Origin of the sequence: Corallococcus sp. AS-1-6 (assembly GCF_020037015.1) — a bacterium.
Taxonomy (GTDB): domain Bacteria; phylum Myxococcota; class Myxococcia; order Myxococcales; family Myxococcaceae; genus Corallococcus.
In genome coordinates, this window is sequence record NZ_JAIQDE010000001.1 from 657,826 (window position 1) to 678,557 (window position 20,732).

8 protein-coding genes are annotated in these 20,732 nt (G+C 72.4%); 4 read left to right on the plus strand and 4 right to left on the minus strand.

Translation table 11 applies throughout. The features are described from left to right. The first annotated feature begins 75 nt into the window (after nt 1-75). From K8612_RS02785 to K8612_RS02795, 3 genes are read left to right on the plus strand one after another with little or no spacing between them, the layout of a single operon-like run. Nucleotides 76-1,140, plus strand: a complete 1,065-nt coding sequence (locus K8612_RS02785) for a CFI-box-CTERM domain-containing protein (protein WP_223739771.1) — start codon at nt 76-78, stop codon at nt 1,138-1,140. Then, the gene (locus K8612_RS02790) at nt 1,137-1,715 is read left to right on the plus strand and encodes a TlpA disulfide reductase family protein (protein WP_223739770.1); all 579 of its coding nucleotides are present in this window, start codon (nt 1,137-1,139) and stop codon (nt 1,713-1,715) included. The genes K8612_RS02785 and K8612_RS02790 overlap by 4 nt, the downstream gene beginning before the upstream one ends. Before the next feature lie 10 nt (nt 1,716-1,725). Continuing rightward, nucleotides 1,726-3,564 (plus strand): GNAT family N-acetyltransferase, encoded by a 1,839-nt coding sequence (locus K8612_RS02795; protein WP_223761151.1) that lies wholly within the window; start codon nt 1,726-1,728, stop codon nt 3,562-3,564. A gap of 3 nt (nt 3,565-3,567) precedes the next feature. Here the strand turns inward: K8612_RS02795 and trxA are convergent, their stop codons facing one another. From trxA to K8612_RS02810, 3 genes are all read right to left on the minus strand, one after another. Continuing rightward, nucleotides 3,568-3,894 (minus strand): thioredoxin, encoded by a 327-nt coding sequence (trxA, locus tag K8612_RS02800; RefSeq protein ID WP_014398791.1) that lies wholly within the window; start codon nt 3,892-3,894, stop codon nt 3,568-3,570. Nucleotides 3,895-4,022: 128 nt separating this feature from the next. After that, nucleotides 4,023-4,934, minus strand: coding sequence for a LysR family transcriptional regulator (locus tag K8612_RS02805; RefSeq protein WP_223739768.1), 912 nt, complete (start codon nt 4,932-4,934; stop codon nt 4,023-4,025). A gap of 48 nt (nt 4,935-4,982) precedes the next feature. Beyond that, nucleotides 4,983-5,960: an Ig-like domain-containing protein gene (locus K8612_RS02810; RefSeq protein WP_223761152.1), complete on the minus strand. Its 978-nt coding sequence runs from the start codon at nt 5,958-5,960 to the stop codon at nt 4,983-4,985. Nucleotides 5,961-6,095: 135 nt separating this feature from the next. Between K8612_RS02810 and K8612_RS02815 the strand changes: the two genes are divergently transcribed. Next, a complete protein-coding gene (locus K8612_RS02815) occupies nt 6,096-6,566 on the plus strand; it encodes an FBP domain-containing protein (protein WP_223761153.1) in 471 nt (156 codons plus the stop codon). A gap of 39 nt (nt 6,567-6,605) precedes the next feature. Here K8612_RS02815 and K8612_RS02820 read toward each other — a convergent pair whose 3' ends face one another. After that, nucleotides 6,606-20,681 (minus strand): amino acid adenylation domain-containing protein, encoded by a 14,076-nt coding sequence (locus tag K8612_RS02820; protein ID WP_223761154.1) that lies wholly within the window; start codon nt 20,679-20,681, stop codon nt 6,606-6,608. Nucleotides 20,682-20,732 lie beyond the last annotated feature (51 nt).

Sequence of the window (20,732 nt, forward strand, 5' to 3'; positions counted from 1 at the left end):
GCACATGGCGAGTTTCCTGACCTGTCGCTCGGGAGTCGCTGACAGGGGCCCTGGGGGCCCTTAAGGTCCAGGCGCTTGCAGCCCGAAGAACTCATCAGGGCCGCCCAGACGCGGGCGGCGGGATTGGACGTGGGGCGGGGGGACGCGGCGCTGGAGCGCGTGCGGGCCCAGGCCTCGGCGTTGTTCGCGAAACTGCCGGAGCCCCCGGTGTACCGGCGCGCGGAGGACCCGTCGCGCAAGGCGGCGCAGGCGCTCTTGCCGGAGATGGAGCGGGTGCTGGCGGAGGCCTTCGCGGTGGCGCGCGAGCCGGCGGTGTCGCCGCTGGTGGACCGGCTGGTGGCGGCCCTCCGCGCGCACGCGGAGGCGCTGGTGCACACCGCGGACGGCCGGCTGGAGGCGGCGGAGCTGGCGTGGCGCAAGGCGCAGGAGCTGGAGCGCGCCGCGCACCCCACGCGTCAGATGGTGGGCCAGCCGTCCCGGCCGCCGCCGGTGTTCGACAAGGGGACGGGCCTGTCGCGCTACGACCCGCGCAACGCGGCCCAGGCGACCGTGAAGCTGGTGTGCCCCAACACGGGCTGCAAGCGCATGGGGGACTACGCCTTCGTCCCGACGCACGCCTACCACCGCTTCGTCTGCCCGGCGTGCCGGGTGCCCTTCCTGGCCTACTTCGGGGAACTGAAGGGCCTGGAGGTGGAGCACCGGCGCAGCTCCAGGCGCTACCGCTTCACGGTGGACGAGGTGGGCAGCACCGTCACCACGCGCATCGACTTCGAGGAGGCGGGCGGGCAGGAGTTCCCGGCCGCGCGGCGCGACCTTCTGGCCTTCCTCTACACGGAGCAGCGGGAGCTGAAGGTCGTGGTGAACCTCACCAACGGCAAGCTGATGTGGGTGAGCCCCGCGTCGTCGTGCTTCGTGGTGACGGCGGCCTTTGGCGAGGGCGCGCCGGAGCTCACGGCCTTCCGCGCCTTCCGCGACGACGTGCTCAGGAAGAGCCGGCTCGGCCAGGGGTTCATCGACGGTTACTATCACTGGGGCCCTCCGCTGGCGGCGTGGGTGGTGCGCAGGCCCCGGGTGCGGGCGGGGGTGCGCTGGGCCCTGACGCGGGTGCACGGCCGCCTGACACGGAAGGAACGCGGATGACACAGCAGGCTGGGACGGAAGGGACGCCGCCGCCGGGCGCGCGCGGGGACAAGGCCAAGACGGCGCTGTCCGTGGTGGCGGTGCTGGGGCTGGCGGCGCTGGCGTTCCTGGGCGTGCGCGAGGCGCAGCGGGCGCGGCTGGTGCCGGACGGGGTGTCGCCGCCGGCCTTCCAGTTGACGAAGCACGAGGGCGGCTCGCTCGCGCTGTCGGACCTGAAGGGGCGGGTGGTGATGCTCGACTTCTGGGCCACCTGGTGTCCGCCGTGCCGCGAGGAGATGCCGTCCCTGGTGAAGCTGGCCAAGGAGTACGAGTCCCAGGGGCTCGTCTTCGTGGCGGCCAGCCGGGACGAGGGCTCCACGGCGTCCCAGGAGGTGGACTACTTCCTCCAGCGCTTCCAGCCGGACCTGCGGCCGTACGTCGTCTACGCGGACGACAACATGGCGCGGGCCTTCCAGGTGAACGCGCTGCCCACGCTCTACTTCCTGGACCGGGACGGCAAGGTCATCGACGCGCAGCGCGGCATGCTGTCCGAGGACGGCCTGCGCCGCCGCATCGAGCGCGCGCTCAAGCGCTAGAGTGGAGGGCATGACCCTCTACGACGCGGACACGGTCGACACGTGCACCTGGCCGCAGACGCCTCAAGCGCGTCTGGCGCGTGACTACTTCGTCCCGCTGATGAAGCGCGGCAGCACCGCCTTCCTCTCCGACCGCACCACCCTGCGGCTGCTGGCGATGGATGACCTGCGCATCCCGCTGGCCATCAACGAGGCGGAGTACGGCAACTCCCCGCTGCACTCGCTGTGGGTGCGCTACATCGGCCTGCCGGTGCAGGCGGTGACGGCGCGGACGTACGGCGCGGCGCGCGCGGTGGTGATGCGCGGGGCCATGCGGACGCTGGGCGGGATGTTGAAGGCGGCGCGCATCGACAAGTGCGTCTACGTGGACCACTGGCTGGTGCTGCGCAACCTGAGCGTGGAGCTCGACGAGGCCCGGCTGGAGCGCCTCACCGCCTTCCTCGTCGAGCGGTTCCCCGGCCACGCCATCGTGTTCCCCGCCATCAACCCGGCGAACGCGTCGCCGCTGCTCAACACGCTGGCCGCGCGGGACTACGGCTTCGTCTACGGGTCGCACACGCGCATGACGCTGCCCACGCACGAGGTCAGCCGGCAGGTGCGCGAGAACCGGCGCCGCGACGGGCGGCTGCTGGAGGCCGCGGGCTACCGCGTCGTGGACGGGCGGGAGCTGCCGGAGTGCGCGCCCCGGCTGCGGGAGCTGTACCGGTCGCTCAACGCGGACAAGTACCACTCCACGCTCGACTTCACGGAGGAGTGGTTCGCGTGGACGCTGCGCGAGGGCATCTTCCAGTACTGGCTCGCGGTGAAGGACGGGCGCGTGGACGGTTTCTACGCCACGCACGTCAGCGACGACACGGTCTGGTCCCCGCTGTTCGGCTATGACCTGTCGCTGCCGCAGGAGCTGGGTCTGTACCGGGGGCTCGTGCACCGGCTGATGCAGGACGCGCTGGAGGTGGGGCTCACCATCGAGCTGGGGCCGGGCGCGGATCCGTTCAAGAGCCTGCGCGGCTCGCAGCCGGTGCCCCGCTGGACGGCGTATTACGTGAAGCACCTGTCGGGCTTCCGCCAGTACGCGTGGCGCACGCTGCAGCGCTACGTCAACGGAGGCGTGCGGCCCGCGGCGAACGCGATGCTGCGCAAGATTGATGGTGACGGCATCGTCGGCTTCGGACCGCTGACGCTGCCCTTCACACCGCCCACGGGACAGACGCCGCGCGAAGCGGCCCGGGCGCTGCGCGAGCAGGTGGACGCGCTGGAGGACTCCCTGGAGTCCGCCGCCCGCCTGGAGGGCGAGGCCCGGCTGCGCGCGCTCTCGCCGCTGTCGCAGACCCTGCACAACTGGCCGCAGCCCATGCGCCGGGTGGTGGCCCTGCGCGAGCGGCTGACGCGGCTGGAGCAGGAGGCGCGCCGCAAGCCCGCGCAGGCCGCGGCGCCCACGAGCGTGGCTCCCGCGGACCAGGCCCGGCAGCTCCTCCAGGACGCGACTCGCTGGGGGGACACGGCGCTCGTCGCCGCGCACCTGGGCGAGGTCCCGGCCCCGCACCTCAAGGCGCTGGTGGAGGCGCTGCGGCAGGCGGCGGGCAGCGTGGGCGTGGTGCTCACCGCCACGCGCGGCGGCAAGGTGGTGCTGGTAACGGCCGCGAGCGACGCGCTCCGAGGCCAGGGCGTGGACGCGGGCCAGCTCATGGCCCAGGCGGCGCCCTGCGTGGAGGGCAAGGGCGGCGGCTCGCCGGAGGTGGCGTGGGGTGGCGGCTCGCGCGCGGACGGCATCGAGGCGGCGCTCAGCGCGACCCGGCGCTTCGTGGAGTCGCGGCTCGCGGGCCCGGTGCCGTCCGGCGGCGTGGGCTGAGCGTCAGAGCACCTGACGCACGGCCTCCTCCAGCTTCGCCCTGGGCACGGCGCCCACCACCTGCTTCACCACCTTCCCCCCCTTGAAGAACAGCAGGGTGGGCATGGCGCGGATGCCGTACTGCTCGGGCGTCCGCGGGTGGTCGTCCACGTTGAGCTTGGCCATCTTCATCCGGCCCTTGTACTCGGCGGCCAGTGAGTCGATGACCGGCGCGAGGACCCGGCAGGGCGGGCACCAGGTGGCGGTGAAGTCCACCAGCACCGGCTCGTTCGACTCCAGCACCTCCCGTTGGAACTCCGCGTCTCCCAGCTCAATGACGTCGCCAGCCATGGGGCCCATCCTTCGCGTGAAGGGCGCGGGCCTCACGTGGGGCCGCGCCTCGTGTCCACGGGATGTAATCGCGGCCGGCAGCCGCGACGAGCGCCCCTGGCGGGACGCATTGTTCCGCCAGGAGCCCTCTACTCCTCCTGCCACGGCAGCGCGGCGCCGCGCGCGGACAGCAGCTTGAGGAAGGCGCGCACCTTGAGGGGCAACTGCCGGCTGCTCGGGTAGACGGCGAAGATGGGCAGGCCCGGAGGCGTGTCCGCCTCCAGCACGGGGACGAGCAGCCCCGCGCGCACGTCGTCCGCCACCAGCGACGCCGCGAGCCGCACGATGCCCAGTCCCGCTCGCGCCGCCGCCTGGCCCGCGCGCTCGCTCGGCACGCGCAGGCGGCCCGTCACCGGCACGGTGCGCGCGCTCCGGCCCTCTCCGAAGAACCACACCTCGTCGGTGCCGGACTCGGCCAGGAGGATGCACTCGTGGGCCGTCAGCGCCTCGGGCGTCCGGGGCGTGCCGTGGCGGCCGAGGTAATGCGGGCTGGCGTAGTAGCCTGTGCGCAGACGCCCGAGCCTGCGCGCCATCAGCGACGAGTCCGCGAGCGGCCCGGTGCGCAGCGCCAGGTCGTACTCCTCCGCGATGAGGTCCACGTGCGTCTGCGCGAGCGACACCTCCACGCGCAGCCGGGGGTGGTGCAGGAGCAGCTCCGCGATGACGGGCGTGAGCAGCTCGCCCAGCAGCGACAGCGTGGCGATGCGCAGCGTGCCCTGGGGCGTGCCGCGTGACTCGCTCACCGCCGCGTTCACCTCGCGGGCCTCGGCGACGAGCCGCGCGCAGTGCGCGTGGTACTCGCGGCCCGCCTCCGTGAGGCGGAGCCTGCGCGTGTTGCGCTCGAGCAGCCGGATGCCCAGGCGCTCCTCCAGGGCGGCCAGCCGGCGGCTCACCGTGGACTTGCGCAGGCCCAGGCGCTCCGCCGCGGAGGTGATGCTGGCCGCCGCCACCACCTCCGCGAAGAGGACCATGTCGTCCAGCAGGGGCGGGTTCGCGGCCACGACCGCCAGCCTATGTCCCGGGTGGAACCGGCGCGAGCCCGCCGTGCGTCAGTCGTTGGCCGCGCCCGCGAGGATCCACGAGCGGACCAGGACGTTGAGGCCGGGGTGCTGGTCGAAGTACTCGGGCTTGCCCGTGGGCATGCGGTCTCCGCACTCCGTGCCCTCCATCTTCCGGATGAGCGCCGAGTTGTCCGGGTCGCCGGGCGTGACGCGCCGGAGGTTGCCGCAGGCCCTGGCGGTGACGTTGACCAGGTTCGCGTGGCTGCTGGCCGCCGCGAGGCTCAGGTTTCCGGCCTTGCCGTGGCAGGTCGTGCACTCCCCGGTGCTCCACAGCGCCTGGACGTCCGCGCCGTAGCGGGGCACCGACACGGGCAGGGTGACGGTCCGCACCACGGGCGGGCTCACGCCATCCGAGACGCTCACGGAGAAGGTGAACGCGGTCTGCGTGGCCACGACGGGCGAATACCACTGCGCGCTCGGGCCCTGGGTGCCGCCCACCCAGGTGCCAGGGGTGCTGGGGGCGACCTGCGCCCACGTGTAGGTCAGCGGGTCGCCGTCCGGGTCGCTCGCGGTGACGGAGAGGGTGCCGGTCGCTCCGGCCACCAGCGACGTGGGCGCCAGGGTGTCGCTCACGGTGGGCGCCTGGTTGCTCTTGCGCACGGAGACCTCGATGGAGCCCTCGGTGGTGCCACCCTTGCCGTCGCTCACGGTGACCTTCAGCCGGAAGCTCCGGGCGCTGTCCACGTCGGGCGCGGTCCAGGAGGGCTGGGGCGCGGAGGGGTTGTCGAAGGTGCCCGCTGGGGAGGCAGGCTCCTGCGTCCAGGAGTAGGTGAGCGAATCTCCGTCAGCATCCGACGCCTCCAACGTCGTCTCGACCGGCGTGCCAGACGTCACGCTCGCGGCCTGCACGGTGGGGCCGGTGAGGGTGGGCGGCGTGTTGGGCGCGGGGGAGGCATCATCACCGCAGGAGATTCCTCCCGACCCGATGACCAGCAGGGGCAACAGGAGCCGTAGGGAAAGGTGCATGGGGGTCCTCGGAACGCGAGTGCCCGGCAAGCTGGTACGCGGTGGTGATTTCAACCCAGTGTCCGCGAGGGTTGGACAAAATCAGGCTGAAGCACGTTCAGGATGTTCTTGAAGGCAGTCCGGTCAGAGCACGCCATGTTCCGAATCGAGTCAGAGAAAGAGTTGCTGCGCGCGTTCCGCTCCAGGGATCGCAAGCACGTTGAACTGCCCAAGGGCACCCAGCTCCCGCTCTTCGTCCGGGACTACCTCTCGTGGGTGGATCCGTACGGGGTGCGCGTCTTCCTGGTGTTCGTCGCCCCCGGGGGCAATCGGCCCACGGGCATCGCCTTCCGCAGGGATCAACAGGGGGACCCGACCCTGTCGCCCAAGATGTGTGAGTGGTGCCGGACGGCCACCGATGCGGAGATCGGCCTGCTCACCACGGATGTGGATTCGAAGCGCCGGGTGGGTGTGAACGTCTGCCTGGACCTGCGCTGCGGTGAGCGGCTGGAGGCCATGTCGGACCGGACCGGCCGCAGCGACCTGGACGACAAGGCGCGGCTGGTGGAGCGCATGGCGCGCTTCGCGAGCGAAGCGCTGGGGCTGGAGCCCGGCTCGGACGCGTGAGGCGGCGGGCCCGCGCGTCCGGGCCCGCGCCCCTTTCCGCTACGGCAGCGTCCGGAGGTGCTGGAGCAGCGGCTCCGCCACGGTGGTGGCGTGGGGCGCGCTCAGCATCGAGTAGTGCTCTGCCTGCACGTCGTACGACGTGACGGGCCCCGTGAGCCAGGCGCTCCAGTCCGTCTCCTCGGAAGCCGGCGGTCCCACGGTGGCCCGGAAGAGGACCGTGGGCCCCGGGTAGCCGCCCACGGGCACGTAGGTGCGCAGGGCCTCGTAGAACCGCGCGTGCAGGGCGAAGAGGCGCTCAGCGCCTTCCAGGTCCAGGCCCAGGTTGTTCGCGGGCGAGGCGCGGACCTGCTCCAGGACGTACGCGAGCCTCTCGCGTGCCTCCATGCGCCGCAGGCGTTCCAGGTCCAGGGCCAGGTCCTGCCAACGCAGGCCGAGCGTCCGTCCGAAGAGCGCGAGCAGCCCGAGCGGATCGGCTTCTGGACGCGGCTGGGGCGTGGGCACGGCGGAGTCGATGAGCGTCAGCAGCTCCACCGCTTCACCCACGGCCTGGAGCTGACGCGCCATCTCCAGCGCGACGAGCCCGCCGAAGGACCACCCCCCCAGCAGGTACGGTCCCCGCGGCTGCACGGCGCGGACCTGGGCGAGGTAGTCGCGCGCCAGCGCTTCGATGGATGCCGGAGGAAGCGCGCCGCCCTCCAGGCCTGACGCGGCCACCCCGTAGACCGGCCGGTCGTGGCCCAACTGGCGCACGAGTTCGGCATAGCCCAGCACGCCGCCACCGCCGCCGTGGATGAGGAAGAGGGGACGCTTCCCCTCGGCGCCGGCTTCCAGCCGCACCAGGTTGGTGGGACGCGGAGGGGCTTCCTCCTGGAGCCGCCGCGCCAGCGCCTCGACGGTGCCGTGCTGGAAGAGGGCCGCCATGGGGAGCGCGTGCCCGGTGTGCACCCGGATGGAGGCGATCAACTTCAGGGCCAGCAGCGAGTGGCCGCCCAGCTCGAAGAAGTTGTCGGTGATGCTGACGCGAGGCACGCGCAGCACCTCCGCGAAGCACCCGGCGAGCTGTTCTTCCAGCGGCGTGCGGGGCGCGACGTGGCTTCCGGACGCGGAGGAGCCCGCGGCGTCAGGGACGGGGAGGGCCTTGCGGTCCACCTTGCCGTTGGAGTTGAGGGGCAGGGCGTCCAGTCGCCCCATGGCGGAGGGCAGCATGTAGTCCGGCAGCCGCTGCTTGAGGAACGCGCGCAGCTCGGCCACGTCCACGGCTTCGGACGCGACGTAGGCGACGAGGCGCTTGTCGCCGGGCACGTCCTCGCGGACCACGACGACCGCGCTCCGTACCGAGGGATGGGCGCGCAGGGCGGCTTCGATTTCAGGCAGCTCGATGCGGAAGCCGCGCACCTTCACCTGCGAGTCCGCGCGGCCCAGGAACTCCAGCACGCCGTCCTCGCGCCAGCGGCCGAGGTCGCCGGTGCGGTAGAGGCGTGCGCCGGGCGTGGAGGAGAACGGGTCGGGGCGGAAGCGCTCGGCGGTGAGCGCGGGCTGGCCCACGTAGCCGCGCGCGAGCCCGTCACCGCCGATGAACAGCTCGCCCTGGATGCCCGGGGGGACAGGCTGGCCAGAGGCATCCAGCACGTAGACCCGCATGTTGCTGTGCGGGCGGCCCAGCGGGACGGAGGCGCCCACCTGGGAGGCGTGCGTGAAGCGGTGACTGGTGGCGAAGACCGTGGTCTCCGTGGGGCCATAGAACGCGGAGACGGGGACGCCCAACTGCTCCAGCACGCGGCGCACATGGGACGCGGAGATGACGTCGCCGCCGGTGAGCACCCGGCGCACGGAGCGCATCGCGGGCAGGTGCGTGTCCACCAACTGGGTGAAGAAGCCAATGGTTATCCACAGCGTCGTCACGCCGTGGTGCACCAGCACCCGCTCCAGCTCGTGCGGATCCGTCGGAGGGTGGGCGGGGAAGACGGCCAGCTTCGCGCCATGAAGCAGCGCGCCCCAGACCTCGAAGGTGGAGGCGTCGAAGGCGAGGGGCGCCATCATCAGCAGCGTCTCGTCAGGTCCGAGAGGGGTGTAGTCGACGCCAAAGAGGGTGCGGAGCACGGCGGCGTGAGGCGTGCCGACCCCCTTGGGCCTGCCGGTGGAGCCGGAGGTGAAGTCGATGTACGCGAGGCTCTGGGGCAGAGCGCTGCGCGGAAGTGCATGCGAGGGCAGCGCGTCGAGGGACACCTCCTCCAGCACCACGGGCAACAGGGCCTCATGAGGCAGGTTCGGCAGCAACGCCCGCGACGTGAGGAGGACATGGGGCCGTGCGTCCTCGACCATCGCGGCCAGACGCGCGCGCGGATAGGCCGGGTCCAGCGGCACGTAGGCCGCCCCCGCCTTGAGGATGGCGACGAGCGAGACGACGAGCTCCAGCGAGCGCTCCAGGGCCACGGCCACGCGCGAGTCGGTGTCCACGCCCAGCGAGCGCAGGTGCCAGGCGAGCCGGTTGGCGCGCTCATCCAACTGCCGGTAGGTGAGGCGCGTATCCCCGAACTCGACGGCGACCTTCTCCGGGAAGCGGGCCACCACCTGCTCGAACACCTCCGGCAGGGTGGAGTCGCGCGGGTACTCAGCGGCCGTCGCGTTCCACTCCACCAACACCCGCTGGCGCTCCGCGTCCGTCAGCAGCGACACGGAGTCGAGCAGTGCCTCGGGCCGGGCCACGAGGGCCTCCGCCAACGTGCGGAAGTGCTCCGCCATGCGCGCGGCCGTGCGCGGCTCGAACAGGGCGGTGTTGTAGAGCAGCCCTCCCGAGATGCCCTCGGGTGACTCCACCAGGCTCAGCTCCAGGTCGACCTTGGCCGCGGTCTCCTCCACGCCCAGCGGGCGCGGCGTCAGCGCCTCACCCTCCGGCGCGGGCGGGGCCCCCTCTCGCGTGCTGAAGAGCACCTGGAACAGCGGCGCGCGGCTCGGATCCCGCGCGGGCCTCAACGCCTCCACCAGACGTTCGAAGGGCAGATCCTGGTGGGCATAGGCCCCCAGCGCGCCCTCCTTCACCCGGCGCAGCAACTGGCGGAACGAGCCCCGGCGGTCCACCCGGGCCCGCAGCGCCAGCGTGTTGACGAAGAAGCCGATGAGCCCCTCCAGCTCTTCCGGCCCGCGGCCCGCGATGGGCGAGCCGACGACGAAGTCCTCCTGACCCGAATAGACGGCCAGCAGGACCTGCCAGAGCGCGAGCAGGGCCATGAACGGCGTGACGACCTCCTGCTGGCAGAGCGCCTTGAGGCCCCGCGCGCTCGTCCGCGACAGGCTCACGGGGACCTGCGCGCCACGGTAGGTCTGCACGGCCGGACGCGGCTTGTCCGTGGGCAGCTCCAGCGCGTGGGGCACGCCGTCGAGCTGCTGCTTCCACCACCCCAGTTGCTGCTCCAGCACCTCGCCCTGGAGCCAGCGCCGCTGCCACGTCGCGTAGTCCGCGTACTGGAGCGTCAGCGGCGGCAGGGGCGAAGGCTGGCCGTTCGAGAACGCCGCGTGGAGCGCGGTCAACTCCGCGACGAGGACGCGGTTGGACCAGCCATCCGAGACGATGTGGTGCAGCGTGACGAGCAGCACGTGCCGCCGCGCGGACAGGCGCAGCAGGGTGGCGCGCATCAACGGCGCGCGGGTCAGGTCGAACGGGATGCGCGCTTCCTCCAGGGCCCGCCGCCGCGCCTCCTCCTCCTGCTCCGCCTCCGGCAGGTGGCTCAGGTCCACCTGGGCCAGGGGCAGCTCGGCGTGCGGGTGCGGCTGCTGGAAGGGCTCGCCGTCCTCGCGGGCGTGGAACGTGGTGCGCAGGGCCTCATGGCGGTGGACGAGCTCCTGAAGACCTCGCGCCAGCGCCCCGGCGTCCAGCGGACCGTCGAGCCGCAAGGCCGCGGGGACGTTGTAGTGGACGCTCCCCGGTTCCAGCCGGTCGAGGAACCACAGCCGCTGCTGCGCGAACGACAGCGGCAGCGGCCCGCCGCGCGGCACGGGCACCAGCGGAGGACGCCCGGCGCCCCCCGGACCCCGCGAGCCGGCCTCGATGCGCGAGGCCAGCGCCTCCACGGTGGAGGCTTCGAACAGCGCGCGCAGCGGCAGCTCCGCGCCCGTCTCCGCGCGCACCCTCGACACCACCTGCGTCGCGAGCAACGAGTGGCCGCCCAACGCGAAGAAGTCGTCCTTCACGCCCACGCGCGGCAGGCGCAGCACCTGGGCCCAGATGGCCGCCAGCTTCGCCTCCAGCTCCGTTCGCGGCGCTTCGTACGCGGCGCTGGAGGTCCGCGCCTCCGGCTCCGGCAACGCCTTGCGGTCGACCTTCCCATTGACGTTGAGCGGCAGCGCCTCCAGCACCACCCACACGGTGGGCACCATGGCCTCCGTCAACCGCTGGCGCAGGTGGGCCTTCAACGCGTCCGGCTCCAGCGTCGCGCCGGCCTTCGGCGCCACGTACGCGACCAGCCGCTTCTCCGTGCCCTCTCCCTTCGCCACGACGACGGCTTCCTTCACCGTCTCCACCTGGCGCAGCGCGGCCTCGACTTCACCCAGCTCGATGCGGAAGCCGCGCACCTTCACCTGGAAGTCGAAGCGGCCCAGGAAGTCGAGCGTGCCGTCCTCCAACCAGCGGGCCTTGTCGCCCGTGCGGTAGAGGCGCTCGCCCGGCGTGGAGGCGAAGGGATGCGGGACGAAGCGCTCCGCGGTCAGCTCGGGGCGGTTCAGGTAGCCCCAGGCCAGGCCCTTGCCGCCGACGAACACCTCGCCCGCGACGCCCACCGGCACCGGTTGCAGGTGCGCGTCGAGGACGTAGGTGGTGGCGTTCGGGATGGGCCGGCCAATGGACACCGGGCCCTCCACGCGAGAGTTCCGCTCCAGCGGCAGTGTGGTGGAGAAGGTCGTGTTCTCCGTGGGGCCGTAGGCGTGGATGACCGTCGCGCCTTCGGGGAGGCGGGCGAGGTGGTCGCGCATGCGTGGCCAGGGCATCACCTCACCGCCCGCCAGGACCTGGCTCACGCCCGCGAGCGCCTCGCCCTGGTGCAGGACCATCTGCTCGAAGAGCGCGGTCGTCATGAACAGCGCCGTCACGCGGTGGCGCACCAGTTGTGCGGCCAGCTCCTCCAGCGACAGGGCCTGCGGCGGCGTGAGGACGACCTTCGCGCCGTGCAGCAGCGCCCCCCAGATTTCGAGCGTCGACGCGTCGAAGGCGATGGGGGCGAACTGCAGCCAGACCTGCTCCGGTCCGAAGCGCATGAAGGTGCTGCCCAGCACCAGGCGCGTGATGCCCCGGTGGGGCACGCAGACGCCCTTGGGACGGCCGGTGCTGCCGGAGGTGAACATGATGTAGGCCAGGGCTTCGCCGTCCACGCGGACCTCCGGCGCGTGCGTGGGCCTGGTCGCGATGGCGTCCCACCCGGCATCCAGCCAGACGCGGGCGCCGGAGGCGGGCAGCAGCGGCGCGAAGGCCTGATGCGTCAGCGTCACGCTGACCTCGGCATCGGCGAGCAGCGCGGCGGTGCGCTCCACCGGAGCGTTGCGGTCCACGGGGACGTAGGCGGCGCCCAGCTTGAGGATGGCGAGCAGCGCCGTCACCAGCTCGAAGGACCGGTCGAGGGCGAGCCCGACGCGCGCGCCCGGGACGACGCCCAGCGCGCGCAGGTGATGGGCCAGTTGGTTCGCGCGGGACTCCAGCCGCGCATACGTCAGCGAGTCCTCCCCCTGCACCAGGGCCACGGCGTCCGGCGTGCGCCGGGCCTGCTCGGTGAAGTGGACGTGGACGGGGACGTCCGTCGGGCTGGCGACGGCGGTGTCGTTCCAGTCCACGAGGAGCCGCTGGCGTTCGTCGCGGGAGAGCAGCGGCAGCCGGGCCACGGACTGGCCGGGGTTCGCGACCGCGGCCTCCAGCAGCGTGCGCAGGTGGTCCATCATCCGGAGCGCGGTCGAGGGGTTGAACAGGTCCGCGCGGTAGCTCAGCGCGCCCCGCAGCCCCTGCGGCGTCCGCACCAGCGAGAGCGTGAGGTCGAACGGGGTCGTCTGCTCCGACTGCTCCATCGGCAGAAGCCGGAGCGTGGAGCCGTCGCGGCCCGCCGGCAGCGACTGGGGCTGCGGCGGCGCGTCCCGCAGCGCGAGCACGGCCTGGAAGAGGGGCGAGTGGCTCAGGCTGCGCTGGGGATGCAGCTCCTCCACCAGCTTCTCGAAGGGCGCGTCCTGGTGCTCATAGGCCGCGAGGGTGGTGGCGCGCACCTGGCCCAGCAGCTCGCGGAAGGAGGCCTTCGGGTCCACGCGCGCGCGCAGCACCAGCGTGTTCACGAAGAAGCCGATGAGCCCTTCTGTCTCCTCGCGCGTGCGCCCGGCGATGGGCGAGCCGACGGGGATGTCCTCCTGGCCCGCGTAGCGCGAGAGCAGCGCCTGCCAGGCCGCCATCAGGCCCATGAAGAGCGTGGCGCCCTCGCGCTGGCACAGCGCCTGGAGCGCCTGCGACAGCGCCTCCGGCAACTGCACGGGCACCTGGGCGCCCACCGGGGACAGGATGCGGGGACGCGGCCGGTCCGTGGGCAGCTCCAGGAGCGGCGGCACGCCAGCGAGCTGCCGGCGCCAGTAGGCCAGGTGGTGTTCCAGCACCTCGTCCTTCAGCCACTCGCGCTGCCACGTCGCGAAGTCGGCGTATTGCACGGGCAGCGGAGGCAGCGGGACGGGCTGCCCCGCGACGTGGGCACCGTAGAGCGCGGTCAGCTCCCGCACGAGCACGCCCATGGACCACCCGTCGGAGACGATGTGGTGCATGTTCAGCCACAGCACGTGCGTGGTGGCGTCCAGGCGCAGCAGCGCCGTGCGCAAGAGGGGCCCGCGCTCCAGGTCGAACGGGCGAAGGGCCTCTTCCCGCAACCGCCGGGCGACGGCCTCCTCCGGGACCGCGCCCAGTTCCACCGTCTCCAGCGCGAAGGGCACCGTGGGAAGGATGACCTGGACGGGCTGCCCCTCCTGCGAGACGAAGACGGTGCGCAGGGCCTCGTGGCGGGCGATGAGCGAGGCGAAGGCCTTCTCCAGCGCGGGCACGTCTAGCGCGCCTTCCACGCGCAGGGCCAGGAAGAGGTTGTAGGTGGCGCTGCCCGGCTCGAGCTGATCCACGAGCCACAGCCGCTGCTGCGCGAAGGACAGGGGCAGCGGGCCCGTGCGGGAGACCGGGACGAGGGGGGGCGGAGGCGGCAGCGCCACCACGCCGCGTCCGCGCAGTGCTCGCAGGACTTCCCGCGCCCGGCGGTGCGCTTCCGCCCAGCTCAGCGTGTGGCCCTCGTGCTCGAAGGCGGCGGTGCCGGGGTTGCGCCGGGCCTGTGCCTCCAGCAGTCCGTGCAGGGACGCGTCCTCCGCCGTGGCCGCGCCGGGCTCGCTCCAGGAGTGGAGCAGCAGCCCGCGCTCCTCGAGCGTGAGCATGGGCAGCGCGGAGAGGCGGCGCTCCGGTGCGTTCAGCGCCCCGGCCAGCAGCGCGCGCAGGTGGCCCACCATGCGGCTGGCGGTCGAGGCGTCGAAGAGGTCGGTGTTGTATTCGAGCAGGCCCTTCAGCCCGTCGGCGGTGTCGTTCAGCGCCAGGGTGAGGTCGAACTTCGCCGTGCCGCCCCGGGGCTCCAGCGGCTGGAGCTTGAGGCCCGTGCCCAGCGTCTCCGGCATGGGCGCGTTCTGGTACGCGAGCATCACCTGGAAGAGCGGCGTGCGGCGCGGGTCCCGCTCCGGCCGGAGCGCCTCCACCAGCTTCTCGAAGGGCACGTCCTGATGCGCGTACGCCCCCAGGGCCACGTCGCGCACGCGGGCGAGCAGCTCACGGAAGCTCGGGTCCCCGTCCAGCTTCGTGCGCAGCACCAGCGTGTTGACGAAGAAGCCGATGAGCCCCTCCAGCTCCGCGTGGTGACGGCCCGCGATGGGCGAGCCCACGGAGATGTCCTCCTGGCCGCTGTAGCGCGAGAGCAGCACCTGGAACGCGGCCAGCACCACCATGGAGGGCGTGACGCCCTCGCCGCGGCAGAGCGCCTGCATCGCGTCCGACAGCTCGCGAGGGAACTGGAAGGGCACCACCGCGCCACGGAAGGTCTGGGCCGCGGGCCGAGGCCGATCCGTGGGCAGCTCCAGGGCCTTCGGTGCGCCGTGGAGCTGCTGGCGCCACCAGCCGAGCTGGGCCTCCAATGCGTCGTCGCGCAGCCAGCCGCGCTGCCAGACGGAGTAGTCCGCGTATTGCACGGGCAGCGGCTTGAGCCTCGGGGCCCGGCCTTCTGCGTGGGCGGCGTACAGCGTGGTCAACTCCTGGAGGAGCACGCCCATGGACCAGGCGTCGGAGATGACGTGGTGCATGGTCAGCAGCAGCAGGTGGTGCTGCTCGCTCATGCGCACCAGCAGGACGCGCCAGAGCGGACCGGCTTCCAGGTCGAAGACCTGCCGTGCCTCGTCGTCGAGGATGGCGCCGAGCGCGTGCTCGGCATCCGGCAGCGTGCTCAGGTCCATCCAGCCGGCGGGCAGCGTGGGGGACGCGCTGATGACCTGGACGGGGCCGGACGCCTCTTCACGGAAGGTGGTGCGCAGGGATTCGTGACGCTGGGACAGGTCGCGCAGGCCCCGTGCGAGCGCGGGCACGTCGAGCGGGCCTTCGAGCCGCATGACGAAGGGGAGGTTGTACGCGGTGCTGTCGGGCTCCAGCTTCGCGAGGAACCACAGCCGCTGCTGGGCGAAGGACAGGGGCAGGCCGCCGTCGCGAGGCACCGGCTTGAGCGCGGGCGCGGCGAGGGCGGGGCGCACCGGGCCCTGGGACTCCAGCCGCTGGGCGATGGCTTCCACGGTGGGGGCCGCGAAGAAGTTCGCGATGGACAGCTCCGCCTGGAAGGCACGGCGGATGCGCGAGAGGATCTGCGTGGCGCTGAGTGAATTGCCGCCCAGGTCGAAGAAGTTGTCCTCGGCGCCGACCGTGCCCGTCTGGAGGACCTCTTCCCAGAGCGTGGCGAGCAGCCGCTCGGTGTCCGTGCGCGGAGGGCGCGTCCGTGCGCGGGTCTGGAAGGTGGAGGGCGCGGGGAGGGCCTTGCGGTCCACCTTGCCGTTGGAGTTGAGAGGCAGGGCGTCCAGTCGCCCCATGGCGGAGGGCAGCATGTAGTCCGGCAGCCGCTGCTTGAGGAACGCGCGCAGCTCGGCCACGTCCAGGGACTCGGGCGCGACGACGTAGGCGACGAGGCGCTTGTCGCCGGGCACGTCCTCGCGGGCCATGACGACGGCCTCGCGCACTTCAGGATGGGCGCGCAGGGCGGCTTCGATTTCGGGCAGCTCGATGCGGAAGCCGCGCACCTTCACCTGCGAGTCCGCGCGGCCCATGAACTCCAGCACACCGTCCTCGCGCCAGCGGCCGAGGTCGCCGGTGCGGTAGAGGCGTGCGCCGGGAGTGGAGGAGAACGGGTCGGGCAGAAAGCGCTCCGCGGTGAGCGCGGGCTGGCCCACGTAGCCACGCGCGAGCCCGTCACCGCCGATGAACAGCTCGCCCTGGATGCCCGGGGGGACAGGCTGGCCGGAAGCATCCAGCACGTACACCCGCATGTTGCTGTGCGGGCGGCCCAGCGGGACGGAGGCGCCGACCTGGGAGGCCTGCGTGAAGCGGTGGCTGGTGGCGAAGACCGTGGTCTCCGTGGGGCCATAGAGCGCGGAGACGGGGACGCCCAACTGCTCCAGCACGCGGCGCACGTGGGATGCGGAGATGACGTCGCCGCCGGTGAGCACCCGGCGCAGGGAACGCAGCGCGGGCAGGTGTGAATCCACCAACTGGGTGAAGAAGCCGATGGTTATCCACAGCGTCGTCACGCCGTGATGCACCAGCACCCGCTCCAACTCGTGCGGATCCGTCGGAGGGTGGGCGGGGAAGACGGCCAGCTTCGCGCCATGAAGCAGCGCGCCCCAGACCTCGAAGGTGGAGGCGTCGAAGGCGAGGGGCGCCATCATCAGCAGCGTCTCGTCAGGTCCGAGAGGGGTGTAGTCGACGCCAAAGAGGGTGCGGAGCACGGCGGCGTGAGGCGTGCCGACCCCCTTGGGCCTGCCGGTGGAGCCGGAGGTGAAGTCGATGTACGCGAGGCTCTGGGGCAGAGCGCTGCGCGGAAGCGCATGCGAGGGCTGCGAGTCGAGGGACACCTCCTCTAGCACCACGGGCAACAGGGCCTCATGAGGCAGGTTCGGCAGCAACGCCCGCGACGTGAGGAGGACATGGGGTCGTGCGTCCTCGACCATCGCGGCCAGACGCGCGCGCGGGTAGGCCGGGTCCAGGGGCACGTAGGCCGCCCCCGCCTTGAGGATGGCGACGAGCGAGACGACGAGCTCCAGCGAGCGCTCCAGGGCCACGGCCACGCGCGAGTCGGTGTCCACGCCCAGCGAGCGCAGGTGCCAGGCGAGCCGATTGGCGCGCTCATCCAACTGCCGGTAGGTGAGGCGCGTGTCCCCGAACTCGACGGCGACCTTCTCCGGGAAGCGGGCCACCACCTGCTCGAACACCTCCGGCAGCGTGGAGTCGCGCGGGTACTCGACCGCGGTCGCGTTCCACTCCACCAGCACCCGCTGGCGCAGCTCGGTCGTCAGAGGGGCACGTGGCCGCGCATCGGCGCGGGCCTGCGAGTCTTCGGCTTCCGCCGCGTTCGACTCCGTCACCACCGGCTGACGCAGTTCGGTCGTCAGGGGGGCACGTGGCCGCGCATCGGCGCGGGCCTGCGAGTCTTTGGCTTCCGCCGCGTTCGACTCCGCCACCACCGGCTGACGCAGCTCGGTCGTCAGGGTGGCACGTGGCTGCGCGGCGGCGCGGGCCTCCCATTCGCGCGCGACATCCTCCAGCGGAACCATGGGCACGGGCCGCGAACGGGCTTCCCGTGCCTTGCGCGGCGCGGGGAGCGGCTGTGCCTTGCCCGCGAGCGCCTCGTCGATGAGACGTGCCACGGCGTCCAGCGTGGGGGTTTCAAACAAGCGCCGGAGGGGCAGCTCCACCGAGAAGGCCTGACGGATCCGGCTGAGCGCCTGCGTGGCCAGCAGCGAATGCCCGCCCAGGTCGAAGAAGTGATCCTTCGCCCCGACGCGCGTCACGCCGAGCAGCTCCTGCCACAGGCCCGCCAGTCGCTGCTCGGTGGGCGTGCGAGGCGCGACGTACTCCCGAGGGTCACTCCCCGCCAGGTCCGGAGCCGGCAGCGCCTTGCGGTCCACCTTGCCGTTGGTCGTGAGCGGGAGCGCGGGCAGCACCACCACGGCCGACGGCACCATGTACTCAGGCAGCGCGTCCTTGAGCGCCGCCCGCAGCCCGCTGCCGTTGGCGTCAACGCCGTCGCGAAGCACGACGTAGCCCACCAGCCGCTTGCCGCCGGGCCCGTCCTCGCGCGCCACCACCACCGCGTCCCGCACCGGGGGCAGCTTCGCCAGCGAGGACTCCACCTCACCCAGCTCGATGCGGAAGCCACGCACCTTCACCTGCGCGTCCGCCCGGCCCACGAACTCCAGCGTGCCGTCCTCGCGCCAGCGCACCACGTCGCCCGTGCGGTACAGCCGCGCTCCCGCCTCGCCGGAGAAGGCATCCGGCACGAAGCGCTCGGCCGTCAGCGCGGGCCGGCCCGAATAGCCTCGCGCCACGCCCACGCCGCCCAGGTGCAGCTCGCCCTTCACGCCCACGGGCACGAGCCCGCCCCGCGCATCCAGCACGTACGCGCGCACGTTGGCCAGCGGCCGGCCAATGGACGGCACGCGCCCGTCCGCCGTGCACTCGGTGAGCGTGGCCATGACGGTGGCCTCCGTGGGGCCGTAGGTGTTGAGGAACACGCGGCCCGGAGCCCACCGCGCCACCACCTCCGGGGGCAGCGCTTCACCGCCCGAGATGACGGTCCGCAGCGCGGGCAGTCCTTCCGGAGCCGTGGCCGCGAGCGTCGCTGGCGTGAGGCTGATGACCGTCAGGGCCTCGTCGCGCAGCAGCTTGCGCAGCGGCTCACCGGGCATCAGGTCCTCCAGCGGCGCCAGCACCAGCGTGGCCCCGCTGCACAGCGTGGTGAAGATCTCCTCCACCGACAGGTCGAACGAGAGGCTGGCGAACTGGAGGACGCGGCTGCCCGGCCCGATGCCATAGGCCGTGGCCTCATGCGCGACCAGGTTGCAGACGCCACGGTGCTCGATGGCGGTCCCCTTGGGCATGCCCGTGCTGCCAGAGGTGTAGAGCACGTAGGCGAGGTTCCGAGCTCCCACGCCGGAGTCCGGAGCCAGCACGCTCTCCCACGCGAGCGCATCCCGCTCCACGTCCAGGCACAGCGCTCGGGAGCGCAGCGCCTCCGGGAAGCGCTCCAGAAGCGGGCCCTGCGTCACCAGCACGGAGGCGCCGCTGTCCTCCAGCATGAAGGCCAGCCGCTCCCGAGGCAGCAGCGGATCCACCGGCACCCACGCACCGCCCGCCTTGAGGATGCCGAGCAATCCCACGGCGACGTCCAGCGAGCGCTCCACGCTCAAGGCCACCCGGGCCTCCGGCCCCACGCCCCGGCGGCGCAGCGCCTGCGCGAGCTGGTTCGCGCGGGCATCCAACTGCGCGTACGTGAGCGTCTGTCCCTGGAACCTCACGGCCACGGTGTCGGGCGTCCGCCGCGCCTGCGCTTCGAAGAGCGTGTGCAGGCAGCAGTCCTCCGGGAAGGGCGCGGCGCTGCCAGCCCACTCGCGCTGGACCCGCATGGCCTCGGCCGCGTCCATCAAGGGCAGCTCGGAGACGCGCCGGCCCGGGTCCGCGACCGCCCCTTCCAGCAGCGTGCGCAGGTGCGCGAGCAGCCGCTGGATGGAGCCGGGGTCGAAGAGGTCCGTGTTGTACTCCGCCGTGAGGCGCATGCCCTGCGGCACCTCCATGGCGATGAGCGACAGGTCCGTCTTGCTGGTGCGGTTGTCCACCGGCTGCGCGTCCAGGACGAGCCCCGGCAGTCGCAGCGGCGGCAGCGGCGCGTTCTGCAGCGTCAGCGCCACCTGGAAGAGGGGATTGACGCTCAACTGGCGCTCCGGCTTCAGCGCGTCCACCAGCTTCTCGAAGGGCACGTCCTGGTGCGCGTAGGCCTCCAGCGTGGACTCGCGCACGCGGCCGAGCAGCTCGCGGAAGGACGGCTGGCCGGACAGGTCCGTGCGCAGGGCCAGGTAGTTGGTGAACAGGCCGATGAGCCCTTCCAGCTCCGCGCGGCCACGGCCGGCCACGGACGTGCCCACCACCACGTCCTGCTGGCCGCTGTAGCGCGACAGCAGCACCTGGAAGCCCGCGAGCAGCACGCCGAAGAGGGTGTTGCCCTCCGCGAGCGCGAGCGCCTTCAGCTCCTCCACGAGCGCCGCAGGCAGCACCGCGTTGATGCGCGCACCGCGTCCGGAGAGGACCGCGGCGCGGGGCCTGTCGGTGGGCAGCTCCAGCACCGCGTCCGGATCCAACCGCTGGCGCCAGAAGCCCAGGTGCGACTCCAGCACCTCGCCCTTCAGGAACTCGCGTTGCCAGGCCGCGTAGTCGGCGTACTGCATGGGCAGCGCGGCCAGCGGTGACGGCTTGCCCTCCGCGAGCGCCGGATACAGCGCGCTCAGCTCGCGCACCAGCACCCCCATGGACCAGCCGTCCGTGATGATGTGGTGCAGCTTGAGCAGCAGCACGTGCTCCAGCGCATCCAGCCGGTACAGCACCGTGCGCAGCAGCGGCCCCTTCTCCAGGTCGAACGGCTGGCGCGCCTCGTCGGTGATCAGCCGCGAGGCCTCCGCCTCACGCTCCGGCGCGGGCAGCGATTGGAGGTCCACCAGCGGCAGCGCCAGGTCCAACACGGGCGCGATGTGTTGCAGCGGCCGGCCGTCCTGTTCGACGAAGGTGGTGCGCAGCGGCGCGTGACGCCGCACCAGCGCCTGGAGGCTGGCGTGCAGCACGGCCACGTCCAGCACCCCGGAGAAGCGCACGCGGACCGGGATGTTGAAGGCGGCGCTGCCCGGGCTCAGCCGGTCCTGGAACCACATGCGCTCCTGGCTGAAGGACACCGGCGCCTGCGTGGGGCGGACCTTGCCGCGCAGCAGCTCCGCCAGCCGCGCGCGCTTCTGCTCCGGCGTCAGCCCCGCGCCGTTACCTTCTGTTTCAAATGTCCTCATGTTTCGAGAATAACCGGTCAGAGGAGGGCACTGGGTGAAAGCGACCCTCGA